Origin of the sequence: Neptuniibacter sp. QD57_21 (genome assembly GCF_047778075.1) — a bacterium.
Classification (GTDB): domain Bacteria; phylum Pseudomonadota; class Gammaproteobacteria; order Pseudomonadales; family Balneatricaceae; genus Neptuniibacter.
On the sequence record NZ_CP180549.1, the window covers coordinates 1,004,448 to 1,026,664 of the forward strand.

22 protein-coding genes are annotated in these 22,217 nt (G+C 45.3%); 9 read left to right on the forward strand and 13 right to left on the reverse strand.

Features of this window, described 5'->3' with window-relative positions:
- Nucleotides 1-42 precede the first annotated feature (42 nt).
- The 6 genes from ACMXYS_RS04345 to ACMXYS_RS04370 all read right to left on the reverse strand — a co-directional run bounded on the left by ACMXYS_RS04345 (nt 43) and on the right by ACMXYS_RS04370 (nt 6,571).
- Nucleotides 43-1,407 (reverse strand): O-antigen ligase family protein, encoded by a 1,365-nt coding sequence (locus tag ACMXYS_RS04345; protein WP_415897694.1) that lies wholly within the window; start codon nt 1,405-1,407, stop codon nt 43-45.
- A gap of 2 nt (nt 1,408-1,409) precedes the next feature.
- The gene (locus tag ACMXYS_RS04350; RefSeq protein WP_415897695.1) at nt 1,410-2,858 is read right to left on the reverse strand and encodes a lipopolysaccharide biosynthesis protein; all 1,449 of its coding nucleotides are present in this window, start codon (nt 2,856-2,858) and stop codon (nt 1,410-1,412) included.
- Between the two features lie 203 nt (nt 2,859-3,061).
- Nucleotides 3,062-4,030, reverse strand: a complete 969-nt coding sequence (locus ACMXYS_RS04355; protein ID WP_415883788.1) for a DUF4114 domain-containing protein — start codon at nt 4,028-4,030, stop codon at nt 3,062-3,064.
- Nucleotides 4,031-4,216: 186 nt separating this feature from the next.
- Nucleotides 4,217-4,708 (reverse strand): hypothetical protein, encoded by a 492-nt coding sequence (locus tag ACMXYS_RS04360; RefSeq protein ID WP_415897696.1) that lies wholly within the window; start codon nt 4,706-4,708, stop codon nt 4,217-4,219.
- Complete coding sequence (locus ACMXYS_RS04365) at nt 4,626-5,525, reverse strand: hypothetical protein (protein ID WP_415897697.1); 900 nt, start codon at nt 5,523-5,525, stop codon at nt 4,626-4,628. Before ACMXYS_RS04365 ends, ACMXYS_RS04360 begins: the two co-directional genes overlap by 83 nt.
- Entirely contained in the window at nt 5,522-6,571 is a 1,050-nt protein-coding gene (locus ACMXYS_RS04370) for a glycosyltransferase family 4 protein (protein WP_415897698.1), read from the reverse strand. The genes ACMXYS_RS04365 and ACMXYS_RS04370 overlap by 4 nt, the downstream gene beginning before the upstream one ends.
- 305 nt (nt 6,572-6,876) lie before the next feature.
- On the opposite strand from ACMXYS_RS04370, the gene ACMXYS_RS04375 reads away from it, so the two are divergent.
- Entirely contained in the window at nt 6,877-7,824 is a 948-nt protein-coding gene (locus ACMXYS_RS04375; RefSeq protein WP_415897699.1) for an NAD-dependent epimerase/dehydratase family protein, read from the forward strand.
- Nucleotides 7,825-8,009: 185 nt separating this feature from the next.
- Here the strand turns inward: ACMXYS_RS04375 and ACMXYS_RS04380 are convergent, their stop codons facing one another.
- Nucleotides 8,010-8,210, reverse strand: coding sequence for a tautomerase family protein (locus tag ACMXYS_RS04380; RefSeq protein ID WP_415883793.1), 201 nt, complete (start codon nt 8,208-8,210; stop codon nt 8,010-8,012).
- 330 nt (nt 8,211-8,540) lie between these two features.
- Between ACMXYS_RS04380 and ACMXYS_RS04385 the strand changes: the two genes are divergently transcribed.
- The 4 genes from ACMXYS_RS04385 (at nt 8,541) to ACMXYS_RS04400 (ending at nt 10,095) form a co-directional block, all read left to right on the forward strand.
- Nucleotides 8,541-8,954 carry a group II truncated hemoglobin gene (locus tag ACMXYS_RS04385; protein ID WP_415897700.1) on the forward strand — a complete coding sequence of 138 codons (414 nt, stop codon included), beginning with the start codon at nt 8,541-8,543 and terminating at the stop codon, nt 8,952-8,954.
- Between the two features lie 59 nt (nt 8,955-9,013).
- Nucleotides 9,014-9,316 (forward strand): DUF3817 domain-containing protein, encoded by a 303-nt coding sequence (locus ACMXYS_RS04390; RefSeq protein WP_415897701.1) that lies wholly within the window; start codon nt 9,014-9,016, stop codon nt 9,314-9,316.
- A gap of 105 nt (nt 9,317-9,421) precedes the next feature.
- The gene (locus ACMXYS_RS04395; RefSeq protein WP_415897702.1) at nt 9,422-9,724 is read left to right on the forward strand and encodes a type II toxin-antitoxin system HigB family toxin; all 303 of its coding nucleotides are present in this window, start codon (nt 9,422-9,424) and stop codon (nt 9,722-9,724) included.
- Nucleotides 9,724-10,095 (forward strand): helix-turn-helix domain-containing protein, encoded by a 372-nt coding sequence (locus ACMXYS_RS04400; RefSeq protein WP_415897703.1) that lies wholly within the window; start codon nt 9,724-9,726, stop codon nt 10,093-10,095. Before ACMXYS_RS04395 ends, ACMXYS_RS04400 begins: the two co-directional genes overlap by 1 nt.
- Before the next feature lie 106 nt (nt 10,096-10,201).
- Here the strand turns inward: ACMXYS_RS04400 and ACMXYS_RS04405 are convergent, their stop codons facing one another.
- The 3 genes from ACMXYS_RS04405 to ACMXYS_RS04415 form a co-directional block, all read right to left on the reverse strand.
- On the reverse strand, nt 10,202-11,002 hold the full coding sequence (locus ACMXYS_RS04405; protein ID WP_415897704.1) for an Imm49 family immunity protein: 801 nt from the start codon (nt 11,000-11,002) through the stop codon (nt 10,202-10,204).
- Nucleotides 10,999-12,195, reverse strand: a complete 1,197-nt coding sequence (locus ACMXYS_RS04410) for a hypothetical protein (protein ID WP_415897706.1) — start codon at nt 12,193-12,195, stop codon at nt 10,999-11,001. The genes ACMXYS_RS04405 and ACMXYS_RS04410 overlap by 4 nt, the downstream gene beginning before the upstream one ends.
- 230 nt (nt 12,196-12,425) lie before the next feature.
- Nucleotides 12,426-12,914: an Lrp/AsnC family transcriptional regulator gene (locus ACMXYS_RS04415; RefSeq protein ID WP_415883807.1), complete on the reverse strand. Its 489-nt coding sequence runs from the start codon at nt 12,912-12,914 to the stop codon at nt 12,426-12,428.
- Between the two features lie 351 nt (nt 12,915-13,265).
- On the opposite strand from ACMXYS_RS04415, the gene leuA reads away from it, so the two are divergent.
- Nucleotides 13,266-14,927 carry a 2-isopropylmalate synthase gene (gene leuA, locus ACMXYS_RS04420; RefSeq protein WP_415897707.1) on the forward strand — a complete coding sequence of 554 codons (1,662 nt, stop codon included), beginning with the start codon at nt 13,266-13,268 and terminating at the stop codon, nt 14,925-14,927.
- A 67-nt stretch (nt 14,928-14,994) separates the two neighbouring features.
- Here leuA and ACMXYS_RS04425 read toward each other — a convergent pair whose 3' ends face one another.
- The 3 genes from ACMXYS_RS04425 to ACMXYS_RS04435 form a co-directional block, all read right to left on the reverse strand.
- The gene (locus ACMXYS_RS04425; RefSeq protein ID WP_415897708.1) at nt 14,995-16,104 is read right to left on the reverse strand and encodes a sterol desaturase family protein; all 1,110 of its coding nucleotides are present in this window, start codon (nt 16,102-16,104) and stop codon (nt 14,995-14,997) included.
- A gap of 87 nt (nt 16,105-16,191) precedes the next feature.
- The gene (locus tag ACMXYS_RS04430) at nt 16,192-17,421 is read right to left on the reverse strand and encodes an acetylornithine transaminase (protein ID WP_415883810.1); all 1,230 of its coding nucleotides are present in this window, start codon (nt 17,419-17,421) and stop codon (nt 16,192-16,194) included.
- A gap of 248 nt (nt 17,422-17,669) precedes the next feature.
- Nucleotides 17,670-18,146: an NYN domain-containing protein gene (locus tag ACMXYS_RS04435; RefSeq protein WP_415883811.1), complete on the reverse strand. Its 477-nt coding sequence runs from the start codon at nt 18,144-18,146 to the stop codon at nt 17,670-17,672.
- A 171-nt stretch (nt 18,147-18,317) separates the two neighbouring features.
- Between ACMXYS_RS04435 and ACMXYS_RS04440 the strand changes: the two genes are divergently transcribed.
- Genes ACMXYS_RS04440 through ACMXYS_RS04450 form a run of 3 tightly spaced genes read left to right on the forward strand, consistent with a single transcriptional unit; the run spans nt 18,318 to nt 22,180 of the window.
- Nucleotides 18,318-19,712, forward strand: coding sequence for a GGDEF domain-containing protein (locus tag ACMXYS_RS04440; protein ID WP_415897709.1), 1,395 nt, complete (start codon nt 18,318-18,320; stop codon nt 19,710-19,712).
- A gap of 13 nt (nt 19,713-19,725) precedes the next feature.
- A complete protein-coding gene (locus ACMXYS_RS04445) occupies nt 19,726-19,962 on the forward strand; it encodes a TfoX/Sxy family DNA transformation protein (protein WP_415897710.1) in 237 nt (78 codons plus the stop codon).
- A 43-nt stretch (nt 19,963-20,005) separates the two neighbouring features.
- Complete coding sequence (locus ACMXYS_RS04450) at nt 20,006-22,180, forward strand: tRNA(Met) cytidine acetyltransferase TmcA (RefSeq protein ID WP_415897711.1); 2,175 nt, start codon at nt 20,006-20,008, stop codon at nt 22,178-22,180.
- Nucleotides 22,181-22,217 lie beyond the last annotated feature (37 nt).

A 22,217-nucleotide genomic window follows, 5' to 3' on the forward strand; every position in this document is an offset into this window, starting at 1 on the left:
TTGTGTGGAGAGGGTTTGAATCTGTTTTTCGCAAAATGCGAATCACTTTGTTAATTGACGTTTTTGATATTGAGAAAGGGCGATTGCGACAGATAAAAGAATGTAGATAGGCCAAGTAAAACCCATAGTGAGGAAGGTGCCAGAAATACAAAAACCGGCCAGTCCAGCTTGCACCGACTGGGCACAGGCATAAAGAACAGGTGAGTAAGGTTGGTTAGGCTTTGGGCGGAAATGCTGGACGGTTGTCAGACTTATTTTGGCAATACTGCTAATTATCGCGATAAATAGGATGAAGCCGAGTATCCCGGTCTCGGCCATGACGCCAAACCAGGTGCTGTGAACTGCATGGTTTTTGCCATCCCAATGGGGGCTGTATTCGAAGTAGTTGGAGATAAAGTTATTAAGACCAACCCCAGTAATTGGGTGGTGAATCGCCATGCCCATTGCTGCTTGCCAAGCATAGATCCTACCCATGGCTGATTCATCAATACCTTCTTCGTGGGCACCACCTGAAGCACGATCACTCACCCCCGCAATTACAAATAAAATACTCAGTGCACAAATACCAGCACCAATCAGCAGCATTTTATTTTTGACTCTATACCAAGCAAATACAGCACCGACGGCACAAATGCCTAGCATACCGCCGCGGCTTTGAGTGGCGATAATGGCGCAAAATACCGTAAGAAATGCACACAAGCTCAGCAGTTTAATCGCTTTACCAAAGCCTGGGGTCATAAAGCTGGCTAAAGCAAAACTAGCTGGAAATAAAAGTACCAGGGATAGGTCATTCGGGTCACCTAGCATAGAGCCGATGCTACGGCCTATTGTGACACGTGTTCCTTCAACAAGCTCCAGTCCCATCTGCTTGTTATAAAGCGCCATCACGCCTACTGCGATGCCACACAACATCATGCTGAGGATCAGAACTTTAAACTGAGCTTCCTGTCGTAGTAGCCAACTAATCGCTATCAGCATGAGTGCAATTTTTACATAGGTTCCGTTTAGTGAAGTAAGTGCGGCATCTCTGTTGGTTGCTAACACGGCACCGATGACGACCAAGCAGAAAAAACACATAAACAGAGATTGCTCTTGGCACCAGAAAACTTGAATGCGTTTTGTAATGAGGTTAATAGAAAGAGAACCCAGTGTTGCGATGGCGAGTAGTTGTGGAATTTTCAGTGGATAGAGCTGAGGAAAGACCTCGTGCAATCGAAAGAAAGAGAAAGCGATAAAAGCTAAGCAAAGCAAGAAGGGCAGGCGTAAACCAATCAAGACCATCAGTGGTAGTAGAGCAATGGCACTGACTGCAGGATGAGGTACGAGATACCAAGCCGCAGTCAGCAAACCTATGCAGGTGAGTGCTACTAAAATTTGTGAGCCATTGCCCTCTACTCGAAAATTCATCGCTATGACCTATCTAGTAGTTGAGTCGTCATACTCAGAACTTTTTTCGGGATAGGAATCAGCCCCACTACAGTAGCTGTAGCGATAAAGCCAAAAATGATGGCGCAGTTTTGCAGTAACACTGACCAGCTTAATGGTGCAGATGAAATCAGGCTTATACAGAGTACTCCTACAGTTCCTGTGAATAACAGGCGGCGCAATTGGTATGGCAGCTGTAATGACCGCTGGCTTACATAATAGGTTGCGATTAAGCGACTACCTAAGGCCAGACAAGTGGCTGCAATAGCACCCCAAGCATGGAAAATTGGAATCAAGGTTAAATAGGCGACAAGTGCGATAAAAGCTGCAGCACCATCAATCATCGCTGGGCGAACAGTGGTGTTTTCGCTCATCGCGCCAAAGGCGAGTGTTGAGGTCATGTTATGCACTGCAGCTAAAGCCGCTAGCCAAGGGATAAAAGCAATTGAATCGTGATAGGTTGAAGGCGTTAATAAACGGACTATCGTTGGTCCTGCAGCAGCGATAAACAGTGCGGCAATAATGGCGATCATTACGCCTAAACTTCCGATTTTGGCACATCTGATTTTGCCGTCGGTTTCTTTGAGGCAACTAAAACGACGGGCATGCCACCATAGATCAAATGGTTGAATCAATACTGCAGTAATCAGGCCGAATTTAGCCGCAAGGGCATATTGTGCCATTTCGGCTGTACCTACAGCATCGGCTAAAATCCAACGGTCAAAGCTACCTAAAACAAAGCCAGATATACCTACGAAGATCAGTGGCCCACCGTAAATGGAATAGGTTTTAAAGCGTGAAAACTCAAAGCTAATTCCCGTATCTTTCAATTGTTTCCGGATCAGCCAGCTACACAGCAAAATGGCAGAGGCTAACGTTGCGCAAAGCACCCCTGTCACGCCGAAACCCATAAACAGTAGCGGTACAGCAATCGCTACCTGTAATGCTACTCGACCTGCCGTTCCTATTAGATACGACCAAGCCATACCTGACATACGCAGCCATGCGAGGGGTATTAAAATGGTACCAACCATGGATAAGCTAGCGAGAATGAGGCGCGTATCCAGTTCGGCAATATCCCCTGGAAGCAATCGACTGATAGGGCCAGCAAATAGCTGCCCTAAAATGAGCGCTAACCCGCCAAGGCAGATCGCCATACCAAAAATATTGGCACTGGCTTTACGTTTTTCGATCTCATTGTCGGCACTGCCAGCAAACCTGAATAAGGTTTCAGCTAGTCCCATACCGATTACAATACTTAGTAGGTCAGCCAAGGTTTGCAGAACATCGAGGCGACCATAATCTTCAGGAGTTAAAAAATGAGTAGAGACTGGCACCATGATCAAAGCCAACCCTTTAGAGAGGGCAATGGCTGAAGCGTAGATCAGACTGTGCTGAACTGCGATGGGTAAATTAGCTATACGTTTTAACATGGTAAGCCTCCTTTCATTCAGATACTCAATATTGGAGCGAATTGCAGGCCATATTTGAGAAAGTATTTAAATTCAGCTGGTTAGCAGCTATTTGGTTTTTTGGGGAACAGTTGATCGGTTTAAAAAGGAGAGGATTTCAATTTTGATTCGCAAAATGCGAAAACGGCCCGTAGGCCGTATTCGGTAGTTTTAAGGTATTCAGCTTATGCTGATTTAAATGGTTTACGTCTAAGTGTGAAAAAACAGAGTAGAGCCGTTAATAAACCCGCACTACCACTGCCCAGTGAAGGTGCAGGTGCCGCCTGCATACTGATAACGGTTTCAGTTGTCGGAACGTCTGCATACAAAGCGGTTACCGGGTCTGTTCTGATACTGAAAACGGCATCATTAAAGTCATTGTCGCCATAAGGTCTTACAAGATCCTCAAAGCCTAAAATGAGATCATCTTCAGCAGATAGACTGCTCATCATGGCAACATGGCGAGAATATTCATCTGCATTATCGATAGTTGCAAAGCTATCATTCTCAGGGTTTAAGAAATCGATAGTGAACATGGCTAAAGGATCAGAGCTGGTATAGTCCCAGCCTTTTACTTGGCTGCCATCCCAGGCGTTTTGAAGGAGGAAGAAACCGACATTAGTACCTGCTTCAAAGACAGTGCCCCCTTCCATGTCAAAATTTGTACCATCGATATTAGTGATTTCTGCACCTCCAAGTGTGACAGTATCACCTGAAAGTAAACTACCTCCCCCTCCTTGTTCTGAAACATTGTTAAAGATCATTCCTGTGTCTATACCGGATAGATTCTGTAATTCAGATATACCGATATGACCAGAGCCATCCAAATCGATGTCTCCAAAGGTTAAGCCATCAAACGCATCATCGGTGAAGGTAAAATAACCTAGAGAATTTCGATATCCAGCTCCTTCATCTAGAAAGGTTATAGAGATATGCGCATCTTCTTGTAGAGTTAAATTAGGGTCATAGGATGTATCCAAAAATTCTTGATTAGCAACTGTACTCTCAGGCAGTGCAGTTTGAACTTCAGTTAACAGTCCTTCTTCAAGTTGAATATTTACTAAGGAATCAGTTTCATCCTCAGCGGCCAGGGCATTCTGCGCGATAGAAATCATCACTCCTGTGAACACCATACTTCGTATTTGATGTTTCATATCTCCTCCCATACCTGCATGCATTAAAGGTATTACTGATAGAGCTAATTAAATTGCAGCAAGAGTTGTTCCATATGTTTTGAATTTTTAACTTATTGATTTTGTTTGCTTTGAAAGAAATTGTGGCTTTTAGTCATTCTTAAAGTAATTCTCAGAATGAGAAAATTTCGCATTATGAAAAAGGCATTAAACGATTATGCGCGCGACCTTTTCGGCAATCTGGCAACTGCCAATTTCGATAAATGCCAAGACGGCAGGTTGAGCTTTTGCAGACGATTTGCTGGAATAAATAAACGTGGAGACGCCAGTTTTGATGCGGTCGATGGTGTAATCCAGTTGTGGGAATTCAGGGTAGATTTTCCCCCGGAAAATAACGCCAAAACGATTATCTTCAGCCTTAATCAGGCGTTTCAGAATATGGCTACCTTCGGCATTCCTAAACAGAGGAAGCAGAGCAATTGAACCTTCACATTGTTGATCCTGAAAACCGCTGATTTTGTATGGGCCTTGGTTAGCAGCTTCGATTGTACCCAAGTATCGAAGCGAGGGAATATCTAGCGAAACAGCTCCGGCTTGTTCTTCCTGAGTACCGATATTAATGGTTTTTAATGTTTTTAAACCGAGTGACAAGCTGGTGGATAAAATGAGCACCAGTGGAAGTAGAATGGCCATTTTCATAGTTATCTCTCCTACGAACGCAGATTAATGTGACGATAAAGGTGAATATTTCGATGGCGGTTGCGCCAAAGCCATCATGTAAAAAGCTGTACCAAGCGTGATTGATCGTCATAGCGGATAGGCGAAGCCCGTTAATGGTCAGCACAACTAAGGCTAAAATAACTGCATGTTTAATATCTCTTCGCTCAAGATCACCATGTTTTAACAAACTTAGGGTCAACCACAGCAACAGCGCTAGAGACATATTGGTAAATGCCGAACAGCCTGTGAGGACCAGTAAGCTAAAGCCGTTGGCTTGCACGATGGTATTTCCTGCAACAGCGGCTTCTATCTGAAATAGGGGTAAGAACAGACTGCTAAACCAGGCATCGAAGGTTAAGATCTGATTGGCAAATAACGTCAGACTGAGTTGGCAGCAGGGCTCCCTAATTGCCATTGCAAAAAGGATCGTGGCTGCAATTCTGTGTTTCTCCTGCATAGGGTGTCGTAACCATAACCAAGCAGATGCAGCGGCAACCAGCCAACTCAATAAGGCGCTAGGTATCAGTAGTAAGCCGCATAACAAAATGCCAGCATAGATATAAACCGGCGTCGTTTTTACCTTGCTAAACTGCACTTCTAAGGTCAGCCTCATGCTGATAAAAAGTACGACCCAAATAACAAAGCTATGGCCTAAGCCGTTAAATACTGCGGCATTGAACGGCTCACTTAAGAGAGTCCTAATTACTTCAGGCAACAGGGCATTGATCACCGCTAAGTAGGTTAGTAACGGAAAGAACAGTGTTTTTGTAGAAGTTGTTGCAGCTAAGCTCTTCATAATGTTCTCCTGTCAAATTTCAGGTTTATGAAGCCTTTGTGATGTGCTGCTTGTGCGTAGATCTCTAGAATCGAAGGAATGACAAAACTATCGCTGTAGTATTTGCAGATTCTATGGTGAGCTGCGATCGACATTGCGGCCTTGTCTGTACCCGACTGAGTCCACCAGTTGGCAATTACACTACCTAGCGTCTTTTCATCACCAGTATTCACTAACCAGCCAGATTTATGGTCTTCGATAAGTTCTGGAATAGCACCTAACCGATAACTGGCAACAGGTATGCCTCGGCTCATCGCCTCCAGTGCTACTAAAGGCAGGCCCTCGCTTTTACTCGAAATACAGAGCAAGCCTACATTGTCCCAGTATTGATCCATCTCTACTTGACCAAAGAAGTCGAGATGGGGGTACTCGCGTTCTAAATCAGCTCTGAGTGGTCCATCGCCATAAACATGGCAGGGGATTTCCTTAGGTAATTGTTTTGTAATTCGAGCAAAAGCTTTTGGCCCTTTTTCGTTGGAGAGTCGGCCGACAAAAGCGACAGCCTTACCGCGTTCTGTTTGCAGTTTGGCAGGGGCAACAAAGTTAGCGATTTGGTGAGAGGTAATAGGCAGCCGAGAAGAGATTTCATCACTTACGCTGAGCACTCGGTCAGCTAAAATCGATGTGCTGTAATCTAGCCAGCTATAAAACCTTAATTTCCCTTTCCCCAGATCACCCGAGTGAAAGGTTGAGATCACCGGTGTAGAGGTTAATTTTCCGAAGATACGTCCAATAATCCCAGCTTTATAACCATGGGTGTTCACAATACAGGGGGAGTGGGTGAGTAGCTTATACAGCTCTCGGTAGTTGCTTAAGCATCTATAAGGTAGCCCTTCCTTCGTTAGCTTATCTTTAAGAGGATGCGCGCCAAAGTCTCGCATAAAGATAACTTCGCTACGGTAGCCGTTCTGATTTAACCAACGAGTGAGGTTAAGAATATGGCTCTCGATTCCGCCTTGGTGGCGACTATCAACCAGTTGATAAATAAGCCAGTCATGAATAGACATAATCCCTTCCTCCTGTATCGCTGAGATTGTTTATCCAGATATCAGCAAGGCCTAGGCCATTCATCAGCTTCTTTAGCAAAAACAGCTGCTTAGCTGCGTCAGTAGCTCTGAGCAGGGTTGAGGGGCTTTAAAATCAGGCTAATTAACGCAATTTGCAGAAATGTTTCGCATTTTGAGAAACAAAATGAGGCTGTGTTTTTTGGTTGTTTTTTAACTTGTTGAAATTTAAGGATAAATATTTTGGCTGGCTTCTTGCTGTAACCAATACATCAAGCAAATTGGTTTCAATAGTAAGGAGAAATACTATGAAATATCTGGTCACTGGAGGCTGTGGGTTTATTGGTTCACATTTAGTAGATGCCTTACTAGCACAAGGTCATCAAGTCAGAGTATTGGATAATTTATCAACAGGTGTAGTGGACTATTTACCCGATCAGGTAGAGCTTGTATTGGGTGATGTCGCCGACTTAGCCATTGTTAAAGGTGCAATGTCAGAGATGGATGGCTGCTTTCACTTAGCGGCCATTGCCTCGGTAGAACAATCCAATTCTGACTGGGTGGGCACACATAAGGTTAATCAGCAGGGCAGTGTGAACGTCTTTGAAGCAGCGCGATATTGCGGCAGCCAAGATTCTATCCCTGTAGTTTATGCTTCATCAGCTGCTATATATGGTGATAACGCTACTATTCCTTTAGATGAAACATCAGCCCCTCGACCTATCAGTGCTTACGGTGCTGATAAATTAGGCAGTGAGCACCATGCCCGAGTCGCTTGGTTAAATCACAAGGTATCCACTGTGGGGATGCGTTTTTTCAATGTTTATGGCCCCCGTCAAAACCCCTCTTCACCTTACTCTGGGGTTATTTCCATCTTCATCGACCGAATTCTTAATAATCTCCCCATTACGATCTTCGGTGATGGTAAACAAACCCGCGACTTTATCTACGTAGCCGACGTGGTGAAACATCTGATCGCAGCCATGGAAAACACTAAAGGCGAAGCATCGGTGTTTAATGTTTGCACCGGACAATCCACCTCAATTTTGCAGTTGGCACGAACCCTATCGATGGTGGCTGGAGTTGAAGTGAACATCGATCATAAACCCGCTAGAACCGGCGATATCGCAACTTCATTAGGCGATCCAAGCCGTGCATCAGCAAGGCTGGGGTTACGTGCGGATGTTGGATTAGGCACGGGTATGGCCTTTACTGTTGAAGCGATGAAAGGTGATTCTTTAAAAGAGACCGGTTAATACTACAGAACACAATTCTTCCAGCGAACTTGGTAAGTCTAACTTTAAATACTGTGCAGAGATCAGATTTAAAGTGGGGCTTACCTTTTTTATTTAGGGTGTTTGAAATTTAATAAAGTGATGAGCCCCTGATCTGCCCAGAAAGCCTGTAGTAGGGCGGTTTAAGACGATTGATAAATGAGTAACTATGATTGGCTCTTCTTCCATTCATCTGTAAGCATACCGGCAAAACCCCAATCCTCTTCTTCAATTTCCTGGATCACAATATGGGTATGTTCAGGTTTTTTGCCGAGTACCCTTTGTAGAGAGCCAGTAATGTCTTTAACAATTTCTGCTTTTTGCTCTCGAGTGACACCTTTGGTGACTTGAACATTTACATAGGGCATTTAAATCTCACAGTTATCAGTGTTGGATTGAATTCACAGATACATTTTATCGGTAAAATAACATCTACAAGCTGGTAGAACGAGCAAGGTAGCATAGAGAGGGAGGGAGCTCTATTGATGAAGGTTTGAACCTTAAGGTATTAGAGCGTTACATATGTCTCTTTGATAAATTGCATTCCAAGTTTAGTAACCCTTTAAATAAAAGGGGAATACATCGAGATTTGTTACTAACTCTCCAAAATAAGCGACAGGTTTTGGATTGGATAAATTGCTAAAATACTGCGCAATTTGAGAAAGCACTAATATAAACAAGAGCCCGAGTGATTACTGATGGATACTCCCAGCTGTGAATACGGTGTAAACGACAACTCCTACAAAATGGCAGGTGAGATAGCTGGCCTTACGCAGTTGGTCGATGACTTTTACCAATTTATGGATGAACTGCCAGAGGCGCAGACCATTCGTAAAATGCACCCAGACGATCTTACTGAATCACGAAAGAAACTTGCTTACTTCCTATCCGGCTGGTTAGGCGGTCCTAAGCTCTTTTCTGAAAATTACGGCTCTATTCGTATTCCTCATGCCCACAGTCATTTTCCTATTGGCCCAGAGGAGAGCGAAGCGTGGATTCTCTGCATGCAAAAAGCGGTTGATAAACAGCCTTACGAAGCACCGTTTAAGGTGTATCTGATTGAACAGCTTCGTGTACCTGCAGAAAGAATCACCCAAGCTTGCCGTAGATAAATGTCCTGCAGTAACACTCTATTTTAAAAGAATTTTTACTACTTTTTGAGCTTTGTTTAATGATCAAACTACTTCGCATTGTCAGCCTTCTTGAAGGCCTCTCTTACATCGCCATCTTAAGTGTCACACTTGGGTTTATCAGCCGAGATTATGTATCCACACTCGGCATGACCCACGGCATCCTGTTTATGATCTACGTAATTCAGGTGCTGAATATCTCACACAAAGAAAATTGGACCTCAAAGCAACAGCTAGGCCTGATGCTAACATCGGTCATTCCATTCGCCTTTATTCCAGCTGAGATCTACCTACGGAAATTGGAGCAGAGCAAACGGGAAGAGAAGGAAACAACGGCGGCATAAATCGAGATCAAGGGACTGATACTCGTTTGGTTTAAAAAGTGTAGAAATTGACAGGATAGTCAATTCCTCCCATAATGGGAGGTGTGTGAAAGGGAGTTTCACTTAATGCGAATAATTTCTAAGAAAACGCTTAGGGAGTTTTGGGAATTCGACACAAAATACCTGGATGTGAAAGGCCAGTTAGAAGCATGGCACGAAGAAGTGCTCAAAGCCGACTGGAGCACGCCACAAGAAGTCAAAGCACAGTTCAGAAATGCGAATATCCTGAAAAATAGCCGAGTTGTTTTTAATATCAAAGGCAATGATTATCGGCTAATTGTATCGATTAATTACCCATATCGAATTGTGTTTATAAAGTTCGTTGGAACCCATAAACAGTACGATGAGATCGATGCGGAGGCAGTGTAATGAATATTAAGCCAATCAAAACTGAAGCTGATTATGAAGCTACTCTAACTCGTATCGCCGAGCTTATGGATGCGGAACTCAATACCCCTGAAGGTGATGAGCTTGATGTATTAACTACGCTAGTTGAACATTACGAAACTAAGCATCATCCAATCTCAGCGCCAAACCCCATCGAAGCCATCCGTTTCCGTATGGAACAATATGGTCTACAAGACAAAGACCTCATCCCTTACTTAGGCCGATCAGGACGGGTGTCAGAAGTGTTGAATTACAAACGCAAACTAACCCTGCCTATGATCAGAAAGCTACATAAAGGCTTAAATATCCCAACCGAGAGCTTGGTTCAGGATTACGAACTCAAGCAGGCCTAGGTTTTATAGGATTAAAGGGCTTTGGCACCTTTAATCCTCTGTACATTTCGGCAAGCTTTAATATCTGTACCCCAAATTTCCGTTATCGGTACTCCCGAAAGGTAATTTAAGTAATCTGAAGCAACCCTTCAGGAATCATCGGGTCGTTAATTTCTACATTTAATCCATGTAGTAATGCTAAGTTGGCAAGGGCAATACATTGGTCTGAGATAAGCGCTTCGGGGGTATCGTTTATTTCACCGTAACGAGCATGACGCTTATGGAACTCCAGTTGCAGCTCGAGACCCTCGTTAAAGATTGTTTGGTCTTTCTTCGCAATGCCGTACAGAGCCAAGCTCAATGTATAAAAGTTGAGTTGCCAAGTAAGCTTCTTGCTGGGTTTGCGAGCTTGGTACCAATCGAGGGTTTCTTTTAGCAATGGCATCGCTTCAGCGGTACGGTCTAGTAGGCAGTAGGTCAGCGCGTGGATATAGCGGTTTATGGGTGCGTGCATAAGATCGCCATCACCTGGATTTTGCCAGATTTCAGCAGCACGTTTTGCTAAAGCGGAGTCGTTGGCGCAAAGAGCATAATTGATGGCATCTATACCATCATTCTCTGATACATCAGAGTAATCAGGTTTAATACGGTGGTGATCCGGATCGTTGGAATCATAGATCATAAAAAATGGTTTAACCGTATTTTCAGCAGCCTGCTTAAAATAGGATTTGGCCTGATCTAACTCTCCAAGATAAGCGTAACTCCGCGCTACGAGGGCATAACTTGAACCTTGCCCTTTGTAGTGAGACTCAATTGGTACCTCTTCTCGTTCATAAAAACCTGATATAAGGTTTTTTTCACTTCTTTCTATTCGGTCTTTATGGCACTTAATCCACCATTGAACATCTTCTACTTTTACTACGCTCATTTAAATACTTCCTGTATTGCTTCTTTTGCTTCCTTAAAGCTCTCGATATTAAATCGATCCAGCTCCGAGCTGATATTACCTTTCAAATCTCTCTCAAACACAACCGTCTCTCCCGTAGTGGTATTGGTATGGCTTGAAATGTGGCGTTTGTTACCTTGTTTATCAGATACGTTATGCCATAGGTCTATTTCAGCTTGCCTGTATGGCCCGCCTTGACGGTTAGATGGCTGATCGACTTTCGGTTGTTTCTGTATCATTTTTTCAGCTCTTCGTATGTTTTTCCCTTTTGATCCTTGTTTATTACCTCGAACATCTTCTGCAACCGAGCGGCTGCTTGTCTGATTTCCTTTAGCTTCCCATTCCGAGAGTTTGCCATTCGTATCTTGAGTTATACCGTCGGGACCGTGATAACGATTGGTATAACGAGAATCATCATTATGCCCTAGTCGTTTTTTAGCTTGCTCCATCCCCAAATTTCCTAAGGCTTCTGCCTCAGAGCGAGCCTCTTTGAGAGCGTTTTGCAAGTCGCTGGAAAATTCTTTAGGGTTGCGAATAAGATCTTTGCCACGGCTTAAAGCCGTATCGAGTGCCAGTAATACTGCTGGGTATGCAGGTAATGCAGCAACGGCAACGGCCCCCTGCTGCTCATTATCCAGTATTTTAAAGGCTTCTTTGCCTGTATCGCGGTACGCCTTAGTCACTTCTTCTGGGGTTAAGGTTTTACCCTGTTTATCCTTAAACTCAGCTATACCTTCTTTTTGCATCCACTCGGCTGTACTGGATGCCTGAGCACGTACAACATCATTGACGACTTGTTTAGCAGCCCCTTTAACCTCATCCCACCAATCCGGTTTTTCTTCAGGTTCTTCCTTTTGGCTATTCCCACCACCTCCGCCACGGCTGATACCTAATATATTTTGGACACGAAATTCGAGAGAAGATGGCAAGAAATGTTCCATTTGACCTTGTTTATCAACCACATAATATTGCGGCCTAAAGTCCAGCGCGACATATTCGCCGTTTACAATATTTGAACGCGTGATGTTTCCGTACTGAATATCATGATAAAGCGTGTAGCCATTAGCTGACCTAACAGCAGGGCGGCTACTTAGTTCTGATAGGAATCTTCTTGGATCCATGACATAGGGAAGCTCTTCCTTTGTTAGCTCCCATACCCGCTTGATGGTTGGCATTCCATTACCTCTATCCATAGATGGGGGCGAAGATAGTAGCAAAGGGGGCAGAGGTGAGTCTATGGAACAGAACTTTCTAGATGAAACAACGAGTCTAAACTGGAGTGACCCCGTTTCAGTGAACACCTTCTAACCACTAGCAACTAACATCTAGCCGCTTGGGTCTTCCCTCTAGCCACTCCGTGGCGTCCTCTAGCGCAGCGTCCTAAAAACTCTAGGGCGAAGCCGTCCTATCCCCCAACGTACCCCAAAGGCATTGCCGTACTATCCACAACTTTACGCATAATAAACGCCGACTTAACCCCGGTTACGCCTTTAATCCGCGTGATCTTGCCGAGCAAGATATCGTGGTAACAGTCCATATCTGCCACCGCGACTTTTAACTGGTAATCGGCATCGTGGCCGGTGATTAGGTAGCACTCCATTACTTCCGGCAGGGATTGAATGGTGCGTTCAAACTCTTCAAACCGTTCGGGGATATGTTTGTCCATGCTGATATGCAGGATGGCGATAAGGTTGAGATCGATTGCGCGTTCATTTAGACGGACTACGCGATCGCGAATAACGCCGGATTCTTCCAACTGTTTTACCCGGCGAGAGCAGGGGGCTGCAGTTAGGCCAACACGCTCGGCTAGCTCCTGATTAGAAAGGTCGCCGTTTTCCTGTAATTCTCGCAATATTTTTAAGTCGAAGCGGTCCAAATTGACAGTAGATTTCATGGTTTTTGTTTAGTGCGCAATTAATTGTGTGCATTAAGTTTATTTTCTTTTGTTTTGTTGCGCAAATGGCGAATTAAAGTTGTTTTTAGATCGGTAATTGCGCATGTACCTCTATAAACTTCTCTTCATCGGTTGAGGGGTAACAAATCACATATCAATCAGTATGTGAGGGGGTAATCATCATGAGTGAGCGCTGCCAGCCTAAGAGGGTTTATCGAATCTTTAACTCAAAAACTGATGCCACAAGTGTCTACTGAAAAACTTCCCGCTGTCATTGCTTCCCCAAAGGCGCCTGACAGCGGGTTTTGCCGTTTAGGCTTTCTGCTCGAATAAAAATAATGGGTTCGCACTATGTTTGATCATCGTAAATATCGTCGTTTTGAAACTGTCCGTTTGGCTGATCGCACCTGGCCAGATCAAGAGATCAATAAAGCACCGGATTGGTGTAGCGTAGATCTGCGCGATGGTAACCAAGCGCTGATCAACCCAATGAATGTAGAGCAGAAGACCCGCATGTTTACCCTGTTGGTAAAAATGGGGTTTAAAGAGATTGAAGTCGGCTTTCCCTCTGCATCTCAGCCTGACTTTGATTTTGTGCGTAAGCTAATTGAAGAAAACCGAATCCCAGAAGACGTCACGATTCAGGTGCTAACCCAAGCACGAGAAGGTTTGATTGAGCGTACCTTTGAATCCCTTGAAGGCGTGCGCCGCGCCAATGTTCATGTGTATAACTCCACTTCGGTTGTACAGCGCCAGCAAGTGTTCAACATGAGCAAAGACGAGATCAAAGGCATCGCGGTACAAGGTGCGCAGTGGGTGCGAGATTATGCGGCTAAATACCCTGCGACCGAGTGGGAGTTCCAGTACTCACCAGAAAGTTTTACCGGTACAGAGATGGATTACGCGGTTGAAGTTTGTGATGCCGTCATCGCTGAGTGGAAACCAGAAACAGGGCAGGCGGTTGTAATCAATCTACCGGCGACTGTTGAAATGTCCACACCCAATGTTTTTGCCGATCAGGTTGAGTATTTCTGCCGTCACCTAAAACAGCGAGATCAAGTACGTATCAGCTTACATACCCATAACGACCGTGGTTGCGGTGTTGCGGCAGCAGAGTTGGGCGTTATGGCCGGTGCCGATCGTGTTGAAGGTACCTTGATGGGTAACGGTGAGCGCACCGGTAATATGGATATCATCACTATGGGTATGAATCTTTACTCACAGGGTGTAGATCCAGAGTTAGACTTCTCTGATATCAAAGAGATTATCGAGGTGGTTGAGTACTGTAACGAACTACCTGTTTCTGCCCGTCACCCTTGGGCAGGTGAGTTGGTGTATACAGCCTTCTCTGGCAGCCATCAGGATGCGATTCGTAAATCGGTTAACTATCACCAAGAGCATAATCAACTGCATTGGGATGTGGCTTACTTACCAATCGATCCACGCGATATTAACCGTGAATATGAAGCGGTTGTGCGTATTAACAGCCAAAGCGGTAAGGGCGGTGTAGCCTTGGTATTGGAGCGCGATTACGGTATCCAGCTACCAAAATGGATGCATATCCCGCTAAGTAAAGTGGTGCAGTCTGCTGCTGAGCAAAAGGGGATTGAGATCTCTCCTGAGGTGATCCACCAACTTTATCAACAGCACTTTGTTGCTGTACCGGAGCAATGGCAGCTTGATCGTTACGATCTGCACACTGACAACCAACAAGTTGAAGCTAAATTTAGCGTTGGTAACACTGTATTTAACGGCCAAGGTACCGGAGCTCTAGAAGCGCTAAGCGATGCGCTTGAGAAACAATATGCATGCTCCATAGAGATCACTCAGTTTGATGAACATGCCATCGCGACCGGCACAGCAGCGCAAGCGCAAGCAGCAATTGCTATGACAGTGAACGGTGTCAGTGCGCAAGGTGTCGCAACTAAGGAAGATACATCTGCTGCAGCGCTGCAAGCAGCGCTAATCGCCTTTAGCCGAATTGCTGATCAGAACGCCGTAAGTGCGGCTTAAAATCGAAGAGAATGTGCAGCTACAGATCTGATCTGTAGCTGTAAAATATCTATCATTTCTTACTAGACTATTTTTTAGAGCGAAGCGGGAAAACCTGCTGTTTTAGCCAACCCTCAGGCACATAGTCGCCAACCACGCCGTAATCCTGCGGCCACTCTTTTTGGCCTTTTACCGCTGTCCCGAAGATATAATCGATAAAGGCAAAGTGTGCTGCGTAGTTTCGATCAATCGCCGCTTTATCCGATGAGTGGTGCCAGTGGTGGAACTGTGGCGTCACGATAATGTACTTCAGCCAGCCAAAGTTGATTTGGGCATTGGTGTGATTGAGTACTGCTTGGAAGCCAACAATAATGATGTAGGCATCCAATACGCTTTTATCAAAACCCAGCACAAATATCGGTGCTAAGACAAAGCAGCGGGTCGCAATCAGTTCACCTATATGTTGGCGCGAGCCTGCCAGCCAATCCATGGTTTTGGCACTGTGGTGGATTGCGTGGAAGCGCCAGAAGAAAGGTACTTCGTGGTATACACGATGTAGAGCGTATTGAACCAGATCAGCGACTAGCAACACTAAGAACAGTTGCACATACCAGTTAATGCCTTGAATCAGTTCTTGTGATCCGCGTTCTACTGCCCAGCCAAATGCACCGGATACAAACTGGTTCGCGACCAGTAGTACAAAACCAACGATGAGATGGTTTACAAAAAAGTGGTGCAGATCGGTTTGCCATTCGGGGCGTAGAATTGCTTGTTTACGATGGGGGATGATCTTCTCGATAAAGATAAAGATCAGGGTGGAGCCGAGCAGATCGAGAATAAACCAGTCCAAGCCTATATAAGGTGTATCGGTTGGGATATCACCCACTTCTACTCGATGACCGCCCAGCGCGATCGCAATCACAATCAAGACCCAAGCCAGCAGTCCTGCGCGTTTATTGGTATTTCGCACAAAGTTAAGCAGGCCTAAGCTACCCGAGATTATCAGCGATACGAACATCACCGTGCGCAGAACGTTGGCGTCATAAGCGGCGCGCAGCTCAGGGGTTGTTAGATACTCAGGGAAGTGAAAGGCACAGACGCCGAGTAGTGAGAGTAGGGCAAGCGTAACGGCGATATAGCCACTGATACGGCCTTCGCCAAAACGTAGTTCGCCGCCTTCTAAGCGTTTGAGTAACATCCGTTGTCCTTACGGTGATCCAATTTAAAGTGCTGGGATTATATACAAGGCAAGCGTTATTCACATCTTGCCCTGCAACATAAGCATTTAGAGAGACTCTATTGCGTTAGCCAAAATAGTGCAGCACTGATCAATCTCCTTTTCAGATAGATTCAGCGCAGGCATAAACCTCAGGGTGCGTTCATTTGGGGCGTTTAGCAGTAGGCCAAGCTCTCTTGCCTTATCCACAAGCTGAGGTGCCGATAGCTCAGCGGTATCTAGAGCGATCAGTAGGCCTTTGCCTCTCACCGAGCCTAGTGAGTATTGCTGAGAAAGCTCAGAGAGTTTTTGGCTGAGTAACTGGCCCATCTGCTCAACATTAGCGAGAAAGCCTTGTTCCAGTACTTTATTCACAACCGCTTGCGAGACGGTGCACATTAGCGGGTTGCCGTTATAAGTACCGCCCTGATCGCCGTATTCAAAACAACTGTGCTCGGCTTTGGTGAGCAACGCTGAAATCGGGACGCCACCGCCTAAGCCTTTACCTAAGGTCATGATGTCCGGTTGGATATTTAAATCTTGGTAGGCGAAGAGGTTACCGGTTCTGCCGATGCCGGTTTGCACTTCATCGATGATCAGTAGCAAGTTGTGCTTTTTACACAGGACTTCTAAGCCTTTGACAAACTCGCTATCAGCAGGGATAACACCTGCTTCGCCTTGAACAAGCTCTAGCATGATCGCGACAGTATGTTGATCAATAGCAGCTTCAGCTGAGGCTAAGTCGTTGTAGGGCGCTTTAGTAAAGCCGCTCACTTTCGGTTCGAACAATGGTGCAAAGGTCGCTTTACCGGTGGCGGACATGGTCGCTAAGGTTCTGCCATGAAAACTCTGTTCAAAGGTAATGATCTTAAAAGCACCTTGTTTGTGATTCTGGCCCCACTTTCTTGCCAGTTTTATTGCACCTTCATTGGCTTCTGCACCGCTATTGGCAAAGAAGACCTGATCGAAACTTGAGTTAGCACAAAGGGTCTTGGCCAGCTCAATCATCGGTTGATTAAAAAAGCCAGGGCCAGGGTTTATCAGTTGTTGTGATTGTTCTATTAGTGCTTGCTGGATTAGATCTGGGCTGTGACCGAGGGTATTCACCGCCCAGCCTTGCACCATATCCAGATATTGTTTGCCGTTCTGATCAAACAGGTAGTGCCCTTTACCTTGGGTAAAGCAGAGTTCTGGCCTTGGTGCGATCGGCATTACAAAGCCTTTATCGGTCAGTGAGTTGTTAATGGACACGTCCTGAACGCTTAATTGTGTGGGAGCTACCCCAGTTAAGTAGGTCATTTTTATATCCTTGAGAGAATTTAGAGCAAAAAAAAAGCCGCAGGGGTTACCTGCGGCTTTTTGGGAATTTGGAACGCTTATTAGTTATTTGCGTCGTCGAGATCCAACACCCAAAGAGGCACAGGCAACCGATACGCGGCGTCGCAACGTATTTGTCGTAAGAGTCTGTGTGCTAGGTGTGGTTTTCATAGTGGCTGAGTATGTCAGCCACTTTAGGTTGTGGTCAAGAGGGCTCGATTGAATGCCTTTTAGCAAACCAATAGGTTCGGCAAGATCGAGTGATATTGATCCGCTGAGTTGATCAAGGATTTAGCGGTGAGCGCTTCTACGCCATAAACTTCGGTGGTGACACCGTAACGTTTTTTGATGTGCGCTAACAGCAGATCAAAGTCGCCATCGCCTGAAAGCAAAATCACTTTATCCACATTCGGTGCGGTATCCATAACATCAATAGTAATGCCTACATCCCAATCGCCTTTGGCAGAGCCGTCTTTACGTTGGATGTAAGGTTTGAGTTTTACATCAAAGCCAATGTGGCGCAGTGCATCCTGAAACTTCTTCTGGCCGTCATCTTTACGTTCAATCGCATAAGCGTAAGCGTGAACAATCTCTCCCTGTTTGCTGATCTCTTGCCAGAATTTACGGTAGTTAAACGGGCATCCGAACGCCTGACGGGTGGTGTAATAGATGTTCTGGACGTCTACAAAAATAGCAATGCGAGACACAATAGAGCCTTTGTTATGATTCAAGAATGAGCACTATATCAGACTCGTGTTGAGATATGCTGCTGCAAGCCGCGGAAAAGCTGGAAAAAAGCCCGAGTCTGCACTATCGTTGCAAGAGTTAGTAAAAAAGGTTTTACTGATTGTTACTGGTTGATTATTCGGAGTTTTTTAATGTCTGCTTCAGACGCTGCAAGCCCTCAGAAAACGAATAGAAAAAAGATCGATCTTTCGATTGTTTTTGCCATCTGCGGTGCACTGTTTTCATTGCTTATTTTTCTATTTATGTTTAAGCAGGAGCGTGATGCAGCGATCCAACAGTTTCAGGTTGAAATGACACAGGGAGCAGCATCATTCCAGCAGTCATTAACTCAAAATTCCTACTCCTTAGAAACCTTACAGGCCGTTTATCAGTTAGATCCAACGGTTGATCAAGAGCGACTTGAACAAACGATTAATAGCTTGTTTAGTCGTCATACTTCTTTGAAAGGGATAGCTATTGAAAGTGACTATAGCTCGGTTCGTATAGCTGGCCCTACTACTGATTCTATTTTTAACCTTTCTGAAGTTGTTGGGGCGTTAAGTAGTCTTTCCTCAGAGCAGGTTAAGACACTGACTTTAGATCAAGAAACCTACGTATTGGTTTCTGCTCAAGCTGGCAACGCCCAGCTAGCAGGCGTTATTTCACTTAGCTCTGTGCTGGAGCAAAGCCAACTTCAAAATGCCTTAGGTCAAGTTCAATTCACCCTGCTAGATGCAAACAAGAAGGTAATTCTTGCGCACGATAACTCTTCACTTGCCTTGGATGCGATGCTTTCCAGTTCTGTTCAGCTATTGGATAAGCAATGGACGCTAGATATCACTGCTACTGAAGAACGTATTGCTGCAGGTATGAGTTTCACTCCTGCATTATTTTTGATGACTGGCCTACTGCTTTCATTCTTGGTGGCTTCTTATCTGAAGCGCGTGGGGCGTCATGTTAAAACGTTGCGTACTGAACAAGCGAATTTGACTGAACAGATCGCGGAAACAAGCTGGGCTGACCCATTAACAGGATTGGTTAATAAATTACACTTTGATGAAGCCTTGGATGTTGAATGTCGCCGTGCGGTACGTGAGTTTTCACCACTCACCATGATGTTGTTGAAGATAGATAGTTTTAAAGAATTCAGTGATGAATATGGCGTTGAGGCTGCAGAAGGTATGCTTCAAGAAGTGTCTAGTGTGCTCAAAAACTCTGTGGGTCGTCCAGGCGATATGATCGCGCGTATTGATAATCATCTGTTTGCTTTCATCCTACCTTCCACTAATGAGATGGTGATTCAATTAGCAGAACGTTGCTGTAACACAATTTATGATCACGGCATCCCTCATCAAGCATCGTCGATTGAGAAAGTCGTTACTCTAAGTATCGGTGTGGCAACGATGCAGCCTTCACGTTTGCTTACCCCTGAATATCTTCTTGAATTGTCGAAGCAACAACTGCAAGAAGCTGAAGCTAAAGGCGGTAACCAGTTTCATGCGTTTGTGGATGGTGTCAAAGAGCCCCCTTTAACTTATAACGTATAGGTCGATTGGCCTGATGCGAAATATCGGGCCGGTCAGTCGACGCTGGCTGTCTGAGATCGAAATCTACTCCTTAGCTGATCTAGAACAAGTTGGCCCAATAGTCACTTATAAGATGATTAAGTCTATGCGTGGCGGTGAGGTCAGTATCAATCTGTTGTGGGCGCTGGTTGGGGCTTTAGAAGATATTGATTGTCGTGATCTCTCGCCTGAACGAAAAGCTGAACTTCGTAAACTTCTCAAAGACTCGTAAAGCTCATTGTTAATAGATCCACCTAGCCGAAAAGGATTGATTGATGACTGCTCTAACAACCTTGTACTCTCGATTGCTTAAGGATGCACAAACACAACAGCATCGTCGATTACTGGTGGTGAGTGGTACTCAAAAGTGGTGTTACGAGCAAGCAAGAGAACTAAGTAGCGAAACCCATGGTGAAGCCGAATGGCTGTGGGTCAGTGATCATGCGCCGATTAAAGCTCAGTCTGTGCGCGCCACTCAATGTCATCAGTTATTAGGCCAGTCGCTTTCAGCGGTGATCTTTGATGCTTGGTCGGGTTTTAATCCCAACGCCTTTGGTCAGATCTCCGGTACTTTAAGCGGCGGTGGAGTGATGGTTTTACTCTGCCCCGATCTAGATCATTGGGCCGAGTTTGATGATCCAGAACATCAAAGCTTAGTCGCTCATCCTTATTGTTCTTCCGATGCTGGTCGCAGATTTATCTCGCGTCTAGCGATGATCTTAGAAGATGATGCCTACACGCTGGTGTATAGAGAAGGGCAAGCGCTTGCAGGTGTTGAAGCCGAGCTGCCAAGCTCCGCAGCATTGGCCGATCAGCCAGATGATAATGTGGTGCTGCCGAGTAAAACCAAAGATCAGCAACGAGCGGTTGAGTTGATCCTATCTCAGTTTCGTCGTGGTAGGCGTCCTGCAGTGATTACTGCAGACAGAGGTCGTGGGAAATCTGTTGCTTTAGGTATCGCTGCTGCACAGCTATCAGGCTTAGATTTTCAAGATATCTTAGTAACCGCGCCCGAGCAGTCATCGGTAGATGAAGTCTTTAGCATGGCCCATCAATTACTGCCTGATTATGACTATCAACTGGGTAAGCTTTGTCATTTAGGTCATTGCATCCGTTACGTGACGCCAGAGCAAGCGTTGCAAGAACAAGGTGAAGGACAGGTGTTGCTGGTGGATGAAGCCGCAGTGATTCCGGTGCCTGTATTAAGTAAGTTACTACAACGTTTCCCTCGTATTGCTTTTGCTTCCACCATTCATGGTTATGAAGGCACAGGGCAGGGCTTTGCGGTTCGCTTTAAGCAAGTTCTGGAAAAGCATGCACCCAATGCTAAATCGCTTCATCTGAATCAGCCGATCCGTTGGACCAGCAATGATCCCCTAGAACAGCTGACCTTTAATCTGCTGTTACTCAATGCTGAGCCTGCTGCGACAGATGATCTAAAGCGTACTTACCAGTCTATTGCCGACTGCCAGATAGAGAAGTTAGATCGTGATCAACTCGCGGAAGATTATCAGACCTTAACGCAGTTGTTTGGTTTGTTAGTGTTGGCTCACTATCGTACATCACCCGGTGATTTAAGGGTGTTATTAGATAGCCCCAACCTACATATCTGGCTAATGAAGGTCGATGGTCAAGTAGCTGGTGCTGCGCTGGTCGCCGAAGAAGGCCCTTTGCCGGAAGAGTTGGTCGATGATATCTGGTCGGGTAAACGTCGCCCTCGTGGCCATCTGTTACCGCAAACACTGGTAGGGCAAGAAGGTGCAAAGGGCGCAGCTTTGCTCAAGGCGGGTCGGATTATGCGTATAGCGATTCACCCCGCCCTACAGCATAAAGGTTTAGGTCGAACGCTGTTATCCACTGTATCTGACAGTGCGAAGTCTGCAGGTTGGGATTACTTGGGTGCCAGCTTTGCAGCTAGTGCAGAGCTAATCAGTTTTTGGCAGCACTGTGGTTTTGAAACCGTACGTATGGGCTCTACTCGAGACAGTGTCAGCGGTTGTCACGCTGCGTTGGTTCTATTGCCTTTAACAGAGCAGGGGCAGAGCCTTGAAAAGCAGCTGAGACAGCGCTTTATTGAGCAACTCAATTATCGCTTGAGTGATGACTTGGTTGATCTAGACCTGCCTGTAGTGTGTCGATTGTTGCAGCATGGTGGTTATCTTCCCGAGTTAACCGCCCATGACCAATCTGATCTGATCGCATTTGCTGTGCATAACCGTAATTACGAAGGTTGTGCTTTTGCTATCCACAAGCTGCTTTTACAGTTTTTGGATCAGGTGGAAGATAAGCAGCTGGAAATGTTGCTCGAAAATGAAGAATTTACCCTGCTAATCGAGCGGAATCTACAGCAAAAAAACTGGGAACAGCTGGAAGTTAGAGGGCAGGGGCGTAAACAGATGATGCGCCAACTGAAGTCGATTACGGCGTTGTTGTTAGAAAAAGTTTATTAGCTAATCTCGTTAGAAACTTTCATAACGAACTTAGGCG